This is a genomic window from Pseudomonas sp. C321 (genome assembly GCF_055407105.1).
This window is the reverse complement of record NZ_JBUZRB010000003.1, coordinates 239,391-256,203: the sequence shown is the minus strand read 5'-3', so window position 1 is coordinate 256,203 and position 16,813 is coordinate 239,391. Positions and strand designations below refer to the sequence as shown.

General features: G+C 43.7%; 16 protein-coding genes. 5 read left to right on the top strand and 11 right to left on the bottom strand.

Annotated elements, in window-relative coordinates; genetic code table 11:
• Positions 1-68: 68 nt before the first annotated feature.
• The 4 genes from ACZRJ6_RS10775 to ACZRJ6_RS10760 all read right to left on the bottom strand — a co-directional run bounded on the left by ACZRJ6_RS10775 (position 69) and on the right by ACZRJ6_RS10760 (position 2,977).
• A complete protein-coding gene (locus ACZRJ6_RS10775; RefSeq protein WP_463968110.1) occupies positions 69-1,193 on the bottom strand; it encodes a restriction endonuclease in 1,125 nt (374 codons plus the stop codon).
• A gap of 79 nt (positions 1,194-1,272) precedes the next feature.
• Complete coding sequence (locus tag ACZRJ6_RS10770; protein WP_463968109.1) at positions 1,273-1,833, bottom strand: hypothetical protein; 561 nt, start codon at positions 1,831-1,833, stop codon at positions 1,273-1,275.
• 128 nt (positions 1,834-1,961) lie between these two features.
• Positions 1,962-2,330 carry a histone-like nucleoid-structuring protein, MvaT/MvaU family gene (locus tag ACZRJ6_RS10765; RefSeq protein WP_103451184.1) on the bottom strand — a complete coding sequence of 123 codons (369 nt, stop codon included), beginning with the start codon at positions 2,328-2,330 and terminating at the stop codon, positions 1,962-1,964.
• Positions 2,331-2,395: 65 nt separating this feature from the next.
• The gene (locus tag ACZRJ6_RS10760) at positions 2,396-2,977 is read right to left on the bottom strand and encodes a hypothetical protein (RefSeq protein WP_463968108.1); all 582 of its coding nucleotides are present in this window, start codon (positions 2,975-2,977) and stop codon (positions 2,396-2,398) included.
• Between the two features lie 178 nt (positions 2,978-3,155).
• Here ACZRJ6_RS10760 and ACZRJ6_RS10755 point away from each other — a divergent pair, with 178 nt between their 5' ends.
• The 3 genes from ACZRJ6_RS10755 to ACZRJ6_RS10745 all read left to right on the top strand — a co-directional run bounded on the left by ACZRJ6_RS10755 (position 3,156) and on the right by ACZRJ6_RS10745 (position 6,278).
• Complete coding sequence (locus ACZRJ6_RS10755) at positions 3,156-4,358, top strand: zincin-like metallopeptidase domain-containing protein (RefSeq protein ID WP_060766107.1); 1,203 nt, start codon at positions 3,156-3,158, stop codon at positions 4,356-4,358.
• Positions 4,359-4,822: 464 nt separating this feature from the next.
• Entirely contained in the window at positions 4,823-5,800 is a 978-nt protein-coding gene (locus ACZRJ6_RS10750) for an AAA family ATPase (RefSeq protein ID WP_008438304.1), read from the top strand.
• A 19-nt stretch (positions 5,801-5,819) separates the two neighbouring features.
• Positions 5,820-6,278 (top strand): hypothetical protein, encoded by a 459-nt coding sequence (locus tag ACZRJ6_RS10745; protein WP_056788995.1) that lies wholly within the window; start codon positions 5,820-5,822, stop codon positions 6,276-6,278.
• Positions 6,279-6,545: 267 nt separating this feature from the next.
• Here the strand turns inward: ACZRJ6_RS10745 and ACZRJ6_RS10740 are convergent, their stop codons facing one another.
• Positions 6,546-7,019 (bottom strand): hypothetical protein, encoded by a 474-nt coding sequence (locus ACZRJ6_RS10740; RefSeq protein ID WP_060766109.1) that lies wholly within the window; start codon positions 7,017-7,019, stop codon positions 6,546-6,548.
• Between the two features lie 309 nt (positions 7,020-7,328).
• Here ACZRJ6_RS10740 and ACZRJ6_RS10735 point away from each other — a divergent pair, with 309 nt between their 5' ends.
• Positions 7,329-9,041, top strand: a complete 1,713-nt coding sequence (locus ACZRJ6_RS10735; RefSeq protein WP_463968107.1) for a DEAD/DEAH box helicase — start codon at positions 7,329-7,331, stop codon at positions 9,039-9,041.
• A 493-nt stretch (positions 9,042-9,534) separates the two neighbouring features.
• Here ACZRJ6_RS10735 and ACZRJ6_RS10730 read toward each other — a convergent pair whose 3' ends face one another.
• The 6 genes from ACZRJ6_RS10730 to ACZRJ6_RS10705 all read right to left on the bottom strand — a co-directional run bounded on the left by ACZRJ6_RS10730 (position 9,535) and on the right by ACZRJ6_RS10705 (position 16,248).
• On the bottom strand, positions 9,535-10,116 hold the full coding sequence (locus ACZRJ6_RS10730; RefSeq protein ID WP_463968106.1) for a hypothetical protein: 582 nt from the start codon (positions 10,114-10,116) through the stop codon (positions 9,535-9,537).
• A 115-nt stretch (positions 10,117-10,231) separates the two neighbouring features.
• Positions 10,232-12,577, bottom strand: coding sequence for a hypothetical protein (locus ACZRJ6_RS10725; protein WP_340051346.1), 2,346 nt, complete (start codon positions 12,575-12,577; stop codon positions 10,232-10,234).
• Between the two features lie 123 nt (positions 12,578-12,700).
• Positions 12,701-13,984 carry a Y-family DNA polymerase gene (locus ACZRJ6_RS10720; protein ID WP_340051345.1) on the bottom strand — a complete coding sequence of 428 codons (1,284 nt, stop codon included), beginning with the start codon at positions 13,982-13,984 and terminating at the stop codon, positions 12,701-12,703.
• Positions 13,984-14,880, bottom strand: coding sequence for an abortive infection family protein (locus ACZRJ6_RS10715; protein ID WP_301278835.1), 897 nt, complete (start codon positions 14,878-14,880; stop codon positions 13,984-13,986). The genes ACZRJ6_RS10720 and ACZRJ6_RS10715 overlap by 1 nt, the downstream gene beginning before the upstream one ends.
• Positions 14,873-15,775, bottom strand: coding sequence for an abortive infection family protein (locus ACZRJ6_RS10710; protein WP_367236004.1), 903 nt, complete (start codon positions 15,773-15,775; stop codon positions 14,873-14,875). Before ACZRJ6_RS10710 ends, ACZRJ6_RS10715 begins: the two co-directional genes overlap by 8 nt.
• Positions 15,776-15,816: 41 nt before the next feature.
• Complete coding sequence (locus ACZRJ6_RS10705) at positions 15,817-16,248, bottom strand: LexA family protein (RefSeq protein WP_078472297.1); 432 nt, start codon at positions 16,246-16,248, stop codon at positions 15,817-15,819.
• A gap of 259 nt (positions 16,249-16,507) precedes the next feature.
• Between ACZRJ6_RS10705 and ACZRJ6_RS10700 the strand changes: the two genes are divergently transcribed.
• The gene (locus tag ACZRJ6_RS10700) at positions 16,508-16,795 is read left to right on the top strand and encodes a hypothetical protein (protein WP_138739347.1); all 288 of its coding nucleotides are present in this window, start codon (positions 16,508-16,510) and stop codon (positions 16,793-16,795) included.
• Positions 16,796-16,813: the final 18 nt, after the last annotated feature.

Here is a 16,813-nt window from a genome sequence, read left to right as displayed (position 1 = left end):
CAAGCACAGCTTCCTAATACCTTTTGGCTCTTTCATCACCATTATGTTCAACATAGTGAGTACCTTCACTAAGCAATATCAGATGCGTCGATATTGAACAATTCAACTCTCAATTTCTTTGCCATTTCGGTAGCAGCATTAGTAAAGCCGTTAACTGAAAAAACCGCAAAACGGGTGCATTCATAGTATGCGCCACCAGAATACACTTGCATGACCGCATCAGGCCCAACGGGAGTAGCGTATTTCTTACATTGGATTGCAATTTTTTCTGTGTTTGAAATAGCTATTAAATCGACTCCAAAATCACCCGAAGCGGGCGTGGTGGAAACGGAGTATCCAAAACCTCTATAAAGTTTCTCTACGTGATTTTCAAAACCCATGCCAACTTGAAGCGTGGAGGGTTGATAGGTTTCCAGAGTTTCCGTCGTATTCATCGCGGTATAAACAACTGCCCCCCACCATATCAAGCTATGCGGATAGTCATAACCAAAATTCTTTTTGAGAATTCTATATATTTTTGCATAATCAATCTCGCCATTGATGTATGTTATTTTCTGCGAAGAAAAAGCGTTCCTTATCAAGTCAATTTGATTGTATATTTTTACAAAAGCGGACTCAAACCTACTGACCTCAAGACTTAAAGTGGTGAGTCTAGATATAAATTCATTGACTGCTTCTAAACCACCACTAAATCGAAGTCCATTTTCGATTTCAGCAAAAAACTCCAGCGCATTCGGCTGGATGAGACGCAAACCGGGTCCATTCTCAACAAATTTTAAAAACCCGTGGATTTCGACCGATGCTAAATCCTGATATCGTTCCTGATTAAGTGGTTCGCCTACGTTCCGATCTTTTGCGTTCTCAGCAACTAAATGCGCAGACCACCATTTATTATTAAGATTACTGTCATCAGACCTACCCTCTTCGGTGAGAAGGTCGATTTCATGCTTAAGATCATCTGCTATTTTTTGGTAGTGAGCTTGCTCATGATAAATATCCGAATCACGAAGCCCTTTAATTTGAATGTCTAATGAATCACGGACAGAATTAAGATAGCTACCAATCCCTTTTAAATGATGAAGCTGTATTTCTCCCGTCTTTTTAAATTCCTCATCCATGAGTTTAGATAAATAAAATGGATCAAGAATCACTGCACATGAATTTCTGTTTCCTAGCCCGGTTTCATACGCCATTTTATTTTCCTTCGAATTCATGGTCATTTCGATATCTACAACAGGTGACGATACGTTGCCGTTCAAATATCAAATTCACCTAAAAGCCAGATCCTGACGGTGGTGCTGAACCCGCTACTTCTTTAGCTAGGGATTTATGCGTGTATGTCAGGCAAAGGTACTTGACGTTCCCACACGGGGCCTCAAGCGTGATAGCGGAATCCGGCTTGTTCCAGCTCAGAGTAGTAGCCTTGATTTCTTGCCCTAGTCCGTTGGTTGCAGTTGAGACGACCGATTTGCCAGCTCCCCATTTTTGGGTAAGCCCCGACTCAGCAATAGGATAATTTCTACGGTCGGCCATGAGCATAATCATGTAAAGGCGAAGCTCACCGCTTTTGTCTTTGTCGAAGTGGTAGTCGCCCAATGCAGGACCATAGATTTGCCCAAATGGATCATCCCCAACGCGATGACACACCAGTTTCCCCGCTCTCTGGTCACACCAACCGGCCTTGCCGTCAGGGGTCAACTTTCCATTGATTACGGGAAGAGCTTGAAACTCAATGAGCTTCATTCCCAACACAGCACCATTGAAGTCGAATTCTTGGGCTTGAGAGGCAGCGCAGAAAAAAATCCATAGAAAAGCCGCTGTGGCCTTGTTCATCCTTGTCGTACCCCTGTTCAAACGCAATGAGAATGGGATAGTACACCCAATTACGCCATCATAGATTTAGGGGCAGAAGGAGAACGGGTGAAGCACATGCCGCCATTGCGGCGGCATGATAGCTGGTGTTACTTGCTCAACCAAGATTCCACGGTGTCAGCACCGAACTCGGTTTTCCACTCTTTCAACTGCTTATGATTACCACCCTTGGTTTCGATGGTTTCACCCGTGTGCGGGTTCTTGTAAACCTTAACAACACGTTCACGGCGAGTAGCTTTGATCGGTGCCGGGGCTGCGCCTTTGCGGTTAAGCGAAGCTGGATCGAGGATAGCGATCACGTCACGCAGGCTTTTGCCGTACTGACCAAGAAGATTGCGCAGCTTCTCTTCAAATTTTATCTCTTCAGCCAGACCAGCATCACCTTTCAGTGCTTCCAACTGAGCCATTTGTTCAGCTAGGTGCTTTTCAAGCTGACGGAATTCTGCAAGCTTCGACATTGTGTATACCTAATAAATTGGTTGTGATTTGATGATACATGAAATCATTTAAATCTGAAAAGTCTTCAATCCATCTTCACAAGAAAAGGTTTGGATTTTGCAATAATTTCAAATTTCTTAGCCTTTTCATTCCAAAGCACCACACCATCGTTTTGCATCATGTCCGGGCTACCAGCTTTGTAGTAATGCAAATCGCTCATGAAAATTGCATTGCTGTTTTGCCTGTGAGCAACCCCACCATTAGCTGGGGCAAGAGCGTCTGATTCGCTTGGAAACTGCATTGGGGCTTTGTAGAGCTTCCCATCGTTTACATCTACAAACACGGTTGCTTGGCATCCCGTGCCACAGCCGTAGGTAGCAACCACAAAATGCCCCGCAAAATCGGCTTTCTTGCCAACGGTGCCTTCGACGGATTCTTTGATGCGCCACTGCCCTGCCAGGGCTTTGTTACTCGACCAATCGACTTTTGTCAGTGCCTTGTTGGAAACCGTAGAAGCGGGGTATTTCTCAAAGGTGAACCGGTCATCTGCATTGCTTACAGAAGCTACACACAGGGAGAGAGCTACGGCAGTCAAAATCCTTTTCATTTGAATCACTCGATGTAGGTTTGAGGCAAAACCATAGCTCCAGTCTTGAGGATCAATCAAGATCGATCCAAGAAATATTTTAGTGCCTTACTAAACCCGGCAGATATAGCTTAAAAATTGCTTTTCCCTGCGATGCCCAACAGTTCGTCTAGACACAGTGCCCCTGTCTTTATTTCGCGTAGTGAATGCCTTCTAAAAATCAAATGGTAAAATCAGTCATATAACAACCAGAAATTAAATGGCAGTAGCTAAACGAAAATCATACAAAGAAAAAAAGGAGTACATCGACAACAGTAAAGAGAAGCTCGAGGGATTCCTTGCGGATAAGGTCGATAGCATCCACGCAATGCTCCAGGCAGAAAATCCAGACGTGCCGGTGTGGAATTCACCGTGCTTCAAAATCCGATACCTGAACCCGATATCAGGAACAGTCTACAACCTCGAAAACTCGATGCTGCTTTCGATGCTTGGCAAAGAGAAAGGCTTTGAACTGCCCTACTACATGACGGCGAAGCAAGGGTTTGACGCTGGCCTGTCCAACAAAGGGGAAAAGGCTGACTTCGTTGTTCACCACTTTGGCATGCAGATAGGGTTCGTCAAGGACGGTGAAAAGCCAGGTGCTGGAGGTAACGATGACCAGGACAATGCGGAAGGCAAAGCCATCTATAGACGTGCTTCAAAGCTATCTCCTGTCTTCAACCTGCAGCAGTTCACAGGGGAGCTACCAGACAAGATAAAAGCGCAGATGGCGCAACGCGCCAAGATCCCAACCCCAGCCGAAGTACAGACCGTGCTTCAGTCAGTCATGGATACCATGCCAACGCCGCTCAAAAGGCACGCAGGGGCGGAACACAGCAATTACTTCTCCCCCGGTGAAGACACCATCTATATGTCACCTTCTAGCTACTTCAAGAGCGACCTCCACGAGCTATCCACTCTCTTGCATGAAGTCAGCCACTCATACGGCGTAGCAAGCCGGAAGAACCGTGAAAGCCTCGCAAAATATGCTCAGAGTGATGAACACAGGGCCTATGAAGAGTTGGTAGCCAATCTGTCAGCGCAAGCCGTGATTAAGCATCTGAACTTCAGCATCACCGATGGCATGCGCGACCAGTTAGACGATTCCTTTTTCAAGAACCACCAGACCTACGATGTGGGTTGGGCTCTCAAAGGCTTGAGGGACAAACCTGACCAGGTATTCAAAGCTGCCGCAGACGCAGACCGCACAGCGAACGAGATCATCTACAAGCTAGAGAATGACCTCAAAGCCAAGTACGACCTAGACCCTACCCTGCCTGTTTCTAACTTCATCAAACAGCGCTTATCTCGGGCTGATACGGATTCCACGCCACAGGTGAAGCCGCCGACCATCAGCAGCCACGACATCCAGGTAGAGACTGCCACACCCATACAACAAAAAAAGAGGACATTGAAAATATGAATAATTTCGAGAAAACCAGAAAACAAGCTTTTGAAGATCTAATCGATGGAGACGTAGAGCTGGTAGATCTTTACGAGCAAGGAATGCTTACGGAGGAATGCTTTGTGGAGGAATCCACAAATGAACCGTATAAAGAAATTCTGCCAGAAAGGATTTACTAAGAAAAATAATTGTGATCTTAGAAAATAAACAGGAAGAGATTCCTGTTTTTTTGGTTTTGATATCCGCAAATTAGTAAACGTAAGGTTTTGATATCCCTTCAGTCTAAAAACCATGGATCAATCATTTTACTGAAGCCAAAAATTAATTCATGATCCACCACGTTATTAAGCACTTCATAAACACTTATGAAGCACCTCATAAGTATTTCATAACTATTTATGAAATATTTCACACTAACGGCTTGTTTTCTTTTTTCAAATGTTATTATTTTAAAAACAAACCAAAACTAAAGGAATTTAATCATGAACCAACCAGCTAAAATTTTGGCCTTAATCAGTCATAAAAGCATTACTAAAACCACGACCATTTCAAATCTCAGCCACTCCTTGGCGCTTCAAGGTTATCGCACGCTGATTATCGACACTGATGGCGTTCCAGCTATTCAAATGCATATCGAGCAGAACAAAGAAGTAACAGAAAAACGCATTATCAAAAACAAAGCCAAGGTGGAATTGCTTAAAAATAAAGGTAGAGCTATAAACCAGTCCTTGCTGGATCAACTTGAGTACGATGAATTCGCACTTGAAAACCGTCCTATCGTTATTGCCCGCAGCCTTTATGAGCTGGACGCACAATTTGATGTAATCAAACGTGACTACGCTCACTTTGACTTTATTATTGTAGATGTTCCAGCCAAGGTTCTCGACTCGAAAAACAACCCAATCAAGGAAATTAAAAGGCTCATCAGCTTTAGTGACTTGGTGATTACACCTTACAAAGGTGACACACAGAACGCAGTGACTGCCGTTACCGTGTCGGGAATCATTGAGGATTTGAAATACGACGCTGTGAGCCTAGGCGGAAAATTCACCACAAAGGTACGCTCTCTGCTGGCTTTCGATCCAGCACGCATCAAGGCAAATTCCAAAGAGGTCAGCGCTAACCTCACCTTGACGGATACATCCACGACTGCAGCAAGACTTGCCCGAAATGCAGAACGTAAAGCCTTGAAGGAAATCGACCGTAAGAACCAGATTGATGCAGATATTAGGGCATTTGGTGATGCGTTTGGTGAACACCAGAAGCCGTTGGAAGCACCTTTGATTTTTCGCTCGATATACCCTAACCAATTCAACAAAGGGCAGACCATTTATAACGCCACGACTGAATCGGCCAAAATTGCACAAGCTGAATTCAATCTTGTGGTGAAAGCGATTCTTGAAGCCATTGCTGAAACATCAGTGGTCGCCACTGCCCAAAACGAATCAATCACAAACTAACTAAAAGGAGATAACAATCATGACATTTGACTTACAAGCAGCAAAAGCCCGTGCAGAAGCTAAAAGAGCGGAAGCACCTACTACACCACCAGAATCTGAAATCACTTTGGTAGAGACAACTCCAAAATCACCGGAACAGATTCAAGCAGAAATCGAGCAAGCAGCCGCTGAAAAAGCTATCCACGATCAAAAGGTCTTGGCTTTCAAAATCGACCAAGCTTTGAAGGAACACAAAGCCCTACCAGAAGGCAACAAATTGAGCGTTCGCAGCTTCGCGTTCACAGACAAAACCGATAGCGCTATCAAGGCTTTCGAGTCCATCACCAACAACAAGCGCTATGGCAAAGGGTACGTGAGCAGTTCAGTCAGCGTTGACGTTGAGCGCATGTGCATTCTGCGCTTGAAGGCTCTGACAGACCCTGTTCTGAAATCCTACCTGGATGACGTAGACGCAGAATTCAGACGCACCATCGACTGATAGAGACTCAAAAAACCCAAGCCCCTTAACCGGGGCTTTTTTTCGCCTTGACGTTCATAATCACCGATCTGAACTGGATCTGATCTACATCATAAGCACTTCATAAACACTTATGAAACAGTTCTGACGTGGTTAATAAATCCTTATGAACCATTTCACATGTGTTTCTTCAACAGCTCAGAACCAGCTCATAGCCATTTGCTCAATGCTTATGAAGAGCCTCATAGGGGTTTCACATCTACTTCATAAATGCATCAGAAACAGATTTTAGCGTTTACCGCTACCGTAACTCCCAGGTAGCCGCGCCCAGGAATCAAGCATGTCTATTTTCTTGGGGCTCTTCCTACCCTTCTCGACCGGCTTGGTGTCGTGGACTAGCTTTTTCACGGGCAAAGCAATCTTGAATTTCCTTGCCGCGAACTCTTCAAGACTTACCTTCCAGCTCATGCGCTCGTTCGGCGGATTCCCACTACGAGCAAACACAGCTCCGTTCGGTCCCATCTTGCTCAACAACCCAAGCCTTTCACAAACCCAACCTGACACGAATAATTTGTAGTCGCGGGTATCGAAGACCTCAACCAAAGCTACGAATAGCGTGTAGTCACGGTGCTTGGTCGCGTGGTCAATGCAGTGCGCTATTGCCTGACTGTACAAACCAGATAGCAGGATCTTCTTCTCATCCAGCAAAGGGCGAAGCTCGTTTTTGTTGAGTGTCACCAACAGCTTGTACGACTCCTTCATCACCCACCCTCTCCTTTTCAACCGTGGAAACCGCCTATTAGCGCTCAAGCATAGGCGCTCTGTGTTGAATTCTGGTCTTTTTTGCGAGGCATTGCCCTGCCAATTTCAACACAGGACGTGTGCGGAAGCCTCACCAATCCGTATCCAACCCGTAAAAACCCAATAATTTAAGAACCACTTAATAAGTATTTCATAACCACTTATGAAGTAATTCATATCTATTTCATAAACATTTAATAAATAACTTCACTAACAGCAAATTTGGAGAAATCAAGATGATATAATTTTAATACAACAAACAATAATAAAATGTTAAACCTACACTACGAGAACAACACTTACATATGCAAAACAATTTATGACTTAAAAGATTATCCAAAATCGGCTGGATTCAACTGGAGCAAACCGCTTACCGCATGGGTTACGCCCAGCTTCGTAAACGTATTGAACCTTATAGAATCCCTAAACGAAAGCGAAGAAGGATACACAACAACCCCTGACTTTGATTACCAATCAGATATTGCAGAAACAGAATTAAACAAGAGACTCGCGGCTTCCAGTAAAACATCTTCCCAATTCGTAGTGCCCGCTCCAATTGGTCTACATTACCTTCCATACCAAAAGGCTGGTATTGAATATGCTGTCGCAAAAGGTAATGCATTAATCGCTGACGAAATGGGGCTAGGTAAAACGATACAAGCGATTGGAGTTATTAATTATCAAAATGCCAAAAAGATACTTATAGTTTGCCCAGCAACTTTGAAATCGAATTGGAAACGCGAATTACAAAAATGGTTAGTAAATCCTGAACTCTCAAAATCAGCATCTGTATTGACCAGCAAGTCAATAATAGATACCCACAGAGAATATGCTGCAGATGTAATCAACTACGATATTCTAGGAAAGCAGATTAATTCACTTACAGCTCAGAATTATGACTATATAATCTTTGATGAAAGCCACTACTTAAAAAACCCAAAAGCAAATAGAACCATTTCTGCCCTTTCTATACCATGCAAAAACTTTATAGCTCTTACAGGAACACCTTTCCTCAATAATCCTTATGAAATATTCACGATAGCCAACAAGCTAGCTCCAGAGTCATTCAAGTCTTATGGCTCATTTGGGTATAGATATTGTTCTGGCATATTTGACACGAAGATAGCCCCTCACTTCTTAATAAACCTGAACGAATTACAAACGAAGCTTAAAGAAGCCGGAATGATTCGTCGCTTGAAAAAGGATGTGTTAGCGGAATTACCTGACAAGATACACAGTGTTGTGCCAATGCCTTGCGACCATGCTTCATTGAAGATTGCTATTAAAGGCGAAATGGCCGTAGTTGAAAAAGCTCACAAGCTGTACGAAGGCATCATCAAGACGATGAGTAAATATGACCCTTCGCACAAGGTCTACCGTGCAGCAGCAAAAGATTTAGCCGATCTCAGAGGTAATTTCCTTTCGCAGCTTATGCTTGTCAGGAAGATTAGCGCCGTTGCCAAGGCACCACTTGTTGCTGAGTACATCATTGAGGCTGTGGAATCCCAAGGCAAGGTGGTCTTTTTCGCTCATCACCAGGACGTGCTGGATCTCATTGAATCCACTTTGCATAAAGCTGGCTTGAAGACTGTAAGGATTGATGGAAAGGTGCCTACAGCACGCCGTCAGGAGCTTGTAGATGAATTCCAAAATGGTGATGCACAAGTCTTCATTGGTAGCATCAAGGCTTGTGCAGAAGGAATCACCCTTACCGCCGCTTCTACCGTTATGTTTGGAGAAATGGATTGGACCCCGGCTAAGATGGTTCAGTGTGAAGATAGATGCCATAGGATTGGGCAGAAGGACACTGTGAACGTGGTTAACCTTGTGATTGAGAATTCAATTGACGATTTTTTATCCAGCATCCTTCACAACAAAAATATAGTAATTAGTAAATTGTTGGATGAAGGTGACGATCAAGACGCCGAGTATATTTCCTATGATTTGTTCGACTTATTCAAGCATTTCGGGTTATCCAAGTAATCTACAAGCATTTCAAAAGCCAGGTATTGGTAACAGCATCTGGCTTTTTTGCCTGCATTCATAGCTATATTTTTTAGACCACACTCTAAATATTAAATACTTCATAAGCACTTCATAACCATTTCATAAGTAATTATGAATATTTTCGCTAATGGCAAATAAGGCAAAACCAGAATGGTATAATTAGACTAAACAAACAATTACCATTATGAACAACTCATGCAAACTGATTCTACCCATCCAAAACGGATTAATATTACCAAGCCAAAATTTGATTATTCCCAATGAACAAGGTTTGATTCTGCCTAAACCGTCTATAAATGCTCTGTTGGATTTTTACTGTACTTCCCTGCCCACGAGCGCACTCAATAAATTACCAACGTTCAAAACCAGATAAGTCTCACCTCTACGGCAAAGCCGTAATGCAACCACCAAATCAAACCCAATAAAAAAGCCACTGAAGAGTGGCCTTTTAATATCCATACATTTGTATTCATGCAGTTCTTCTATTTTCGTTGCGTAAGCTTCTATTCTTCATCAACACTAAAGTGAACATTCCAACCAGGAGAGTAATCGGCCAAATTATTGTAAAAGCAAACATAGAGCCGAACATCGTTGATGGATCGCTCAATGAGAATTCTGCACGAGCATGGACAATTTCGCTTGTGTAATAACCATGGAGAAGGTACGTCACGGCAGAAAGCTCGCCAGTAAAATCCCAAAACCTAATACCGAAGAAGAAGACGACCATTGATCTGTAAATGAACACCCAAACAATGACACTCATGATGAGCTTAAACGTCTTGATGCGCTTGTCCCACACGTCAGGATTGAAGTAGTTAGGCTTGTAGTCCATCTGGTTGATCAGATAGAAAACAGGTAACGTCACGTAGAAGAAGATCATCGGCCCGAGACGTATCAGGGTAAGGTGATCATCGAAATAGGTAGAGTTTATTTTAGCCATGCCGCTGTAAAGCAAACCATTGAGCAATGGTAAAAAACCTATCACAGCATAAAAGAAGATAAATCTTTGTAAGAAATTTAACCTTATCTTTTCCTTCTTCATCCATTTCATGTCGTTCACCTTCTTCTAGTTATTGCCATTATAGCATTTACTCTCACAAAGAAAAGAGTTAGCCGACAAACAGATCTAACTCTTTAGAAATATATAAATTAAAGGATATAACCATTTACCTTGTTCGTTGTAACGGTAGCACACCTTTAAATTTCTCGCTCATTGAATTAACTTGAGTATTCGCTTGCTCACCCAGGGCTTTATCCGTAAATAAATCTTTTGCAACGAGCATATCTTTGAATGCAGCTGAGATAGATTTAATTCCACTGTATAAAACGATGAACATCATTATAGTAATAGTACAATGCAAGAAAAGCATCACGAACAATCTCATCACATCGAACATGAACCCTGTTCCGCCCGAGAAAAATATCGAAGACAAATAAACAACAAACTCGTTTACTATGACAATGACAACTGACACCAACGTCATCCCGACAAAGAATAAGGTGGCTACAATTGTTCCACTGAAACAAATCCAAACCAGTTGAAGCATAATATTTTTCAGTACGTCAAATGCTTCCTGTTCATTTCTATTAATAAAAATCGACTTAACCAGCCTGACGCTCATTGTCACTATTATTTCAAGCGCACTAGCAACCACCACGCCAATCTCACCCAAAAGCAATAGAAGAGGCAGCAGACCTATTAATATCTGGTTAGCCATGAAGAACGCATACATAAACATCGAAGCTGTCGATATATAGGAAAGAAGGTTTGTCATGTACCTTTCGTTTTTATTAAAGGTCAAAATTCCGTTTCTTATTATTTCAGAACCATAGTAAACAACCAATGAGACCTGTGTATATTCTGACGCATTGCTCCAAAGTGAAGCCGGGACGTTTAGAACCGGGGATACACAATTCGAATCTGTATTAAAGCAAGACTTAAATTGAAACCCCAAATTTTCGTAATAACGCGCCGTTAATTTATTTAGCAGTGCCTGAATCCCATCCAGTGCGAGAGCGCCAAGTTTATTTTCTGTCTGCGAAAAATAGACTTCATAAATAGACTTATTTATATCAAAGAGCTTTTGCACCTTCATAGTGTCTATCATTTCTTGATTCATTTGATTCTTATCATTTTCATTCAATGCTTCTGCTGAATCTGAAGCGTTGAAATTCTGATTAACGCTGATTTTGAAAATTGAGTATTGAGCATCAATGGCGTTAGTCATTTTCTTTTGATAGTTATTGAGATTCATCAAGCCAATGAATGAAGCGAAAATATCTGACGTGAATTTTTCTGGTGTGATTCCCTGCAAGAGGACTTGAACCACAGGATCAACAGTGGCTCTCACGACATTCAGCATTTGGTCACGCCCATTGTGAAGCTCTTCTATAGAAACGGAGTCTCTAAATTCATGGACGAACGAATCCTTGTCTGCCACGGTTCCATCTTCATTCATATCTAGGCAGTCATTAAGCAGCAATTCACTATCAGCGTATTTCATGCGATTATCAGCCTTATCAAGCCCTGTACTGCACATGAACATCTGCATTTTTCTAGCTTCTTTATAAGCCATGTCAAATATTTTAAGATTGGCATCTTTGATTACATCTAATTGACCTGATGAATTGATGCTACCAGCGCTATAAACATTCACTTGCAGCTTCGTTAGACACTGGGCTGTCTTAGTAATCTCACCAACCTTTAAAGAGCTTCCATCATATTTTGATGCTGGTGCTTGATTTTCTAGACAGCGAGAAAAATCAGTTTCTACGAATCTAAACTTGCCCGATTGAACGTCTTTTACCAAATTGTGCTTTACCAAAAGCTGTCTACGAAGCGCCAAGTCGTTTGACGCCATCTGAATGGCATTGATAATCTCCATTTTATAAATGCTTTCAGCCTGAACAACGCCTCTAGTGACGTAGGCCGATTCATCTTTAATAGAAGCGTTTATATAGAAAGGCATGAAAAACATAACGGTCGATTTCAATAAGACGAAATTGACTATCAAGGCCGCAAGAACTAAATGAATAATCCACCCGTTACCCACTAAAAACAAAACCGCACCCAAAGTTAAAAAGACCAGGAATTTATTCTCCTTTAGGCCATATTCAGCATTGGCAGCATTCTTGAACAATCTAGCCAATATGTTTAAACCACAAACGAATATAGAGACTATCCCAAATATCCCTACTGCGTCTTTCATGACTCCTTGTATTGCGACGCCCTCTTTTGACTTGTCAGCTACTATTGACAGTGTGTCGTTATCTCCAAGATATGGAGCAAGGACCAGCCCAGCTACCATGACTGATTGGGGTGTAATCATCTTTGCAATTGAGCTAAATGCGAAATCTCGCTTACTCTCATGACCTGCGCATTTGCCAACCATGTCAGAAGTGGCGTAGTAGCAGTCAGCTTGTTGGGCGTCTTGATACGTTTCTGCTTGCGATAATGGCGAAAGAAATGCCATAAGCAGAAATATCAAAGAAATTATCTTGTTGGAGTTCATTTATATAGAGTTCGTTTTACTTAATTATACCATTTGAAATCATTGCTTTAAGAAGCTAAATGGTATACTTCAAACATAACAGCAAACACCAACATGGATATAATAAAATGAAGCCTTAAAGCTTCAGCATTTAACCCTCTTGAGCTGATTCCAATCGGTGACGAAACTATCTGACAGATAATCCCTTTTCATTCCCCATTGGGGAATGGGTGGCTCCACAGCGAGCCTGATGCTACCCCGGCCATACCTGGCATTGATCCCATCCAACACTTTCATCAACGTCTCTGAATTTCGCCTAGGCTCTGGTGCAAACAGATCCGGCTGATAGCCGTCACCACTGACGAACTGGCTCAACACGATCCCTGCCTTCGCATAGCGATAGCCTGGCACGTAGATCTTCTGTAGTCCCTCAAGGGCCATAGCAACGAACTCCCGAGTGTCGTTACTCGGCACCTGCAAGCCACAGATCGAAGCGCGGCTGTAGGGCTTGTCATCGAAGCGGGACGTTTGGATGAAGACCTGAAGGCAGGAAGCAAGCTGCCCTTCCGACCGTAGCTTTGCACATGCCCTACTCGCATATGTGGCAACGGCTTCACGAAGCCCCTGAATGGAAGTAACACGCTCACCAAAGCTTCTGGTACTAGCTATGGTTTGCTTGGGTTCAGGGGAGTCCTCAAGCGCATAGCAGCTCACACCTTCCAGCTCCAAGGATGTTTTTTCGACGTTCACGTTGAACACCTTGCGCAAAGTTTTACGGTCATACCGTGCAAGGTCGATAGCCTTGTGGATTCCCATACCTTGAAGGCTCGCAGATAGCTTCCGGCCTATGCCCCAAATCTCATCAACCGGCATCCATTTGAGCAGCTTGTCACGACGCTCTGCATCCATCAGAACCACGACACCACCAGTTTCCTTGCGCCATTTCTTCGCGCTGAAATTGGCAGCTTTTGCCAAAGTCTTGGTAGGCCCAAACCCTACACCTACCCCTATGCCGGTCTGCTTCTTCACCGCCAATTGAATCTCACGCCCAAGCTTCTCCAAGTCGCCCTGGACGCCGGTGAGGTCTAGCCAACTTTCGTCAATCGAGTACACCTCGATCCGAGGCGCAAACGTCTCTAAAACGCGCATCACACGGTTACTGACTTCTTGGTACAAGGCGTAATTGGAGGACACCACACGAAGCCCATGGGACTTCATCAGGTGCTTAATTTCGAAGAACGGCGCGCCCATCTTGATCCCCAGCCCACCAGCAGAGGAATCCTTGCTTTTGGCTATTGGACAGCGGGAAACGACGCAGCCATCTGAGTTGGACAATGCAACGACAGGGACACCGTTCAATGTAGGGTCGAATAGACGCTCTGCGCTCACGTAGAAGCAATCACAATCGACCAGACAGAAGACGGCCATCAGTCACTGCCCTTCCGCACAAGGTCGGTCTGCTTCATCACAAAGACAGAGGCAACACCGGCAAGATGGTTGATGGTTTGGGCAAGGTCAGATGTTGGCGGAACGTAACCTTCGCTCTTGCCATGTGAGACGCTTCTATCGTTCCTAGAAGCCCCTACACACTGAAAAATCGTAGCGGCACCACGAAGCATCTGTGACGTGTTGTCATCAATAGCCCCGGATGCCCTTAACGCTTTCAAGGTCAGGGAGGAAAGCCGCTCTACGGTCTCTCTCTCATATCCACTTTCACCTAGAGATTTGAGACACGCTTTCAGTACTGTCTCAATGTGGCTGCAGCTCAACGTGATAGAAAGCTCTGGATCAGTCAGTACGCAACCCCTTGCCTTCATCCATGATTCCTGGAGCATGGTATTGCCGCTAAACAGCGTATCCAGATCGGCGTCAATTTCTGCCTTCTCGACCGTCACAAACTGAGAAAGCGACTGAACCACAGAGGCCGTTTTCAGGTACTCCCTATCCAGGTTCACCAGCAGATCTGCTACCAGTGAGTTCAGAACCTTGTGGTCACTGACGCGCCTCTGCATATCAGTGCCAGCTTCCTCCAACGTGCAGTAATTCCAGTAATCAAAATCACTTTGTCGAGGTGCCTCTTTCCAGCAGATGTTCAGCTCTCGGCCAGTGAATGTGAGATAGCACATGGTGTGTCCAATTGGCTCATCTTCATCGTCGAGAATTTCATCAAATACGATGGTTTCACTGTTGCCACCACAGCCAAGACCCTCAACCAAATCGAGAAGCTTTCGCTCGAAAGCTCTCAACCCAAGCAGCAGTTGCAGGTTCTCATTTTTGACCTTCGCTGATCGAGCTGCCAGCTCAGAAAATCCATCGTCACTCATGACTATCTGCAACCATATGCGCCTTGAGCTTTTCAAGAACGTAGATTGAAACCGCGCCTGCAAGGTTGTTAACCAAGCGTGCTTCATCTGCGTAGGCGACTTTCTTGCCTCCATGCGCAGTACCGTAATGTGTTCTGAAGAAACCGCACCCTTTGGAAACGGATTTAATACCGCCTATGAGGGCTTTCACATCGTCCACAAATTGAGCCTTTACCGCTTCGGGATCTTCAATTCCTTCCGGCAATTTCAAAGGGGGAAAGTCATCTGCAACAGCATTGATCAATTCGTTAATGGTCTTTTTATTAACCAAAGGTATGTCACGTTTTTCCAGGTAGTGGCGGCAAACCGACTCAAGGAACTGTGTTGTACGAGTCAACGAATCGCTAGGATCAGTCTCAATTTTTAATCTCGCATTAGCCCAATGATTTTCGAAATAATCGCCGCTCATCAAATCAGTTAAATCTTTATGAATGCTTTCGCTTTGAATGTCCGAGAATTCAGACAGAAGACGTGCAGAGCTTTTGGCCTCACCCAACATTTCAGAAACTGCTTCCTCAACGGCGATCCAGAGAGAATTAATTGAATCTCTTGAAGCTACTTTGGTTAATTTTTCATCGTCCTTGAAATCACCAATATAGCGGACAGTCATTTCTCCTTCACGAGCCGTCCCATAATTATGTCCGTCTTCATGAGTAGTAGAAGTTAAAATACGAAGATTGCTTCCATCAAAATTTAATTTGGCATATTCCCAATCATCTTCATCAACCATACCTAAAACGACTTTCATGCCACTGACATATAGGCTTAAACCATTCACAGCTTCGCGCAATTCTTTCTCAACTACTTCCAGTCCAGCACGAACCTCACTGCGGGTTTCAAGAACTCGTTGAGACATGCGTTGTAGAGCTTCCTTTCTTGTAGTCATGAGACACCAAATCAACGAGACACACGATGGAGGTTGTGAAGGACGATACCCCACAGCTCGATGTCTTCCCACTCTCCCACCTCAATGCTCGCGTTGAGTGGATTATGAGCCAGCAGAATGGGCGATTTCCCTAGGCGTTCTCTGTACTCCTTGCAGCAAAAATCAGCTCCAATGACCACGACCACAATGTCACCATCCAAAGGTTCCAGAGCCTTGTCCACGATCAGCACGTCACCGTCGTAAATCCCAATCCCCTGCAAGGAATCACCGTCAGCACGTAGCAGCCAGCGCGAAGGCTCACGCAGGCACACCAGTTCATCCAGGCTCAAAGGTGGTTCAGAGTACTCAAGCGCAGGGGATGGAAACCCACACGAAACCCTGCCCACGATGGGCTTTCGCAGAGGATCTACAGGGGGATTGATGGGACCGAGGATGGAAAACATAGGGGCTTGCTCACACTGTACATGCAAACAGTATGGCGCGACGTGCCAGTAGCCCACAAGCGACCTACAGATCCGTCCGACAGACGAGCTTCGAAAAAGCCTAACAGACGCATTCAGACGAAACGCAAACAGCGATACCAAAACTGAAATGAATTAATTGAAGATAGATTATTTCCTTAACACAAAAAATCAAAAAACCTAAATGGTATAATATGCCTACAAAAGGAATAAACCTTTTAACGACAAACCGGAGACAAGAATGATAGTTAGCATACAAGAATCATCAAAACACTTTAAAGCACCAAAGGAACTTGAACCGTATTTACATTTAGAAACGGACAAAAAAAGAAAAATAGGAATTACGATTTTAGATTCAAAAATACTTGAAGATAAATACACACTTGCATTCATGAGATTAGTTAAAGAGGCATCAATATTCAACTACCATTACAATCATAGAAGCATAGAGCTACGCGAATACGATAGCGAAGATTACAAACTGCAAAAGACCGCTTATCAGAAGTTTTACCAAAGCAAAATCAAATAAGCCCTACAGGGCTTTCTT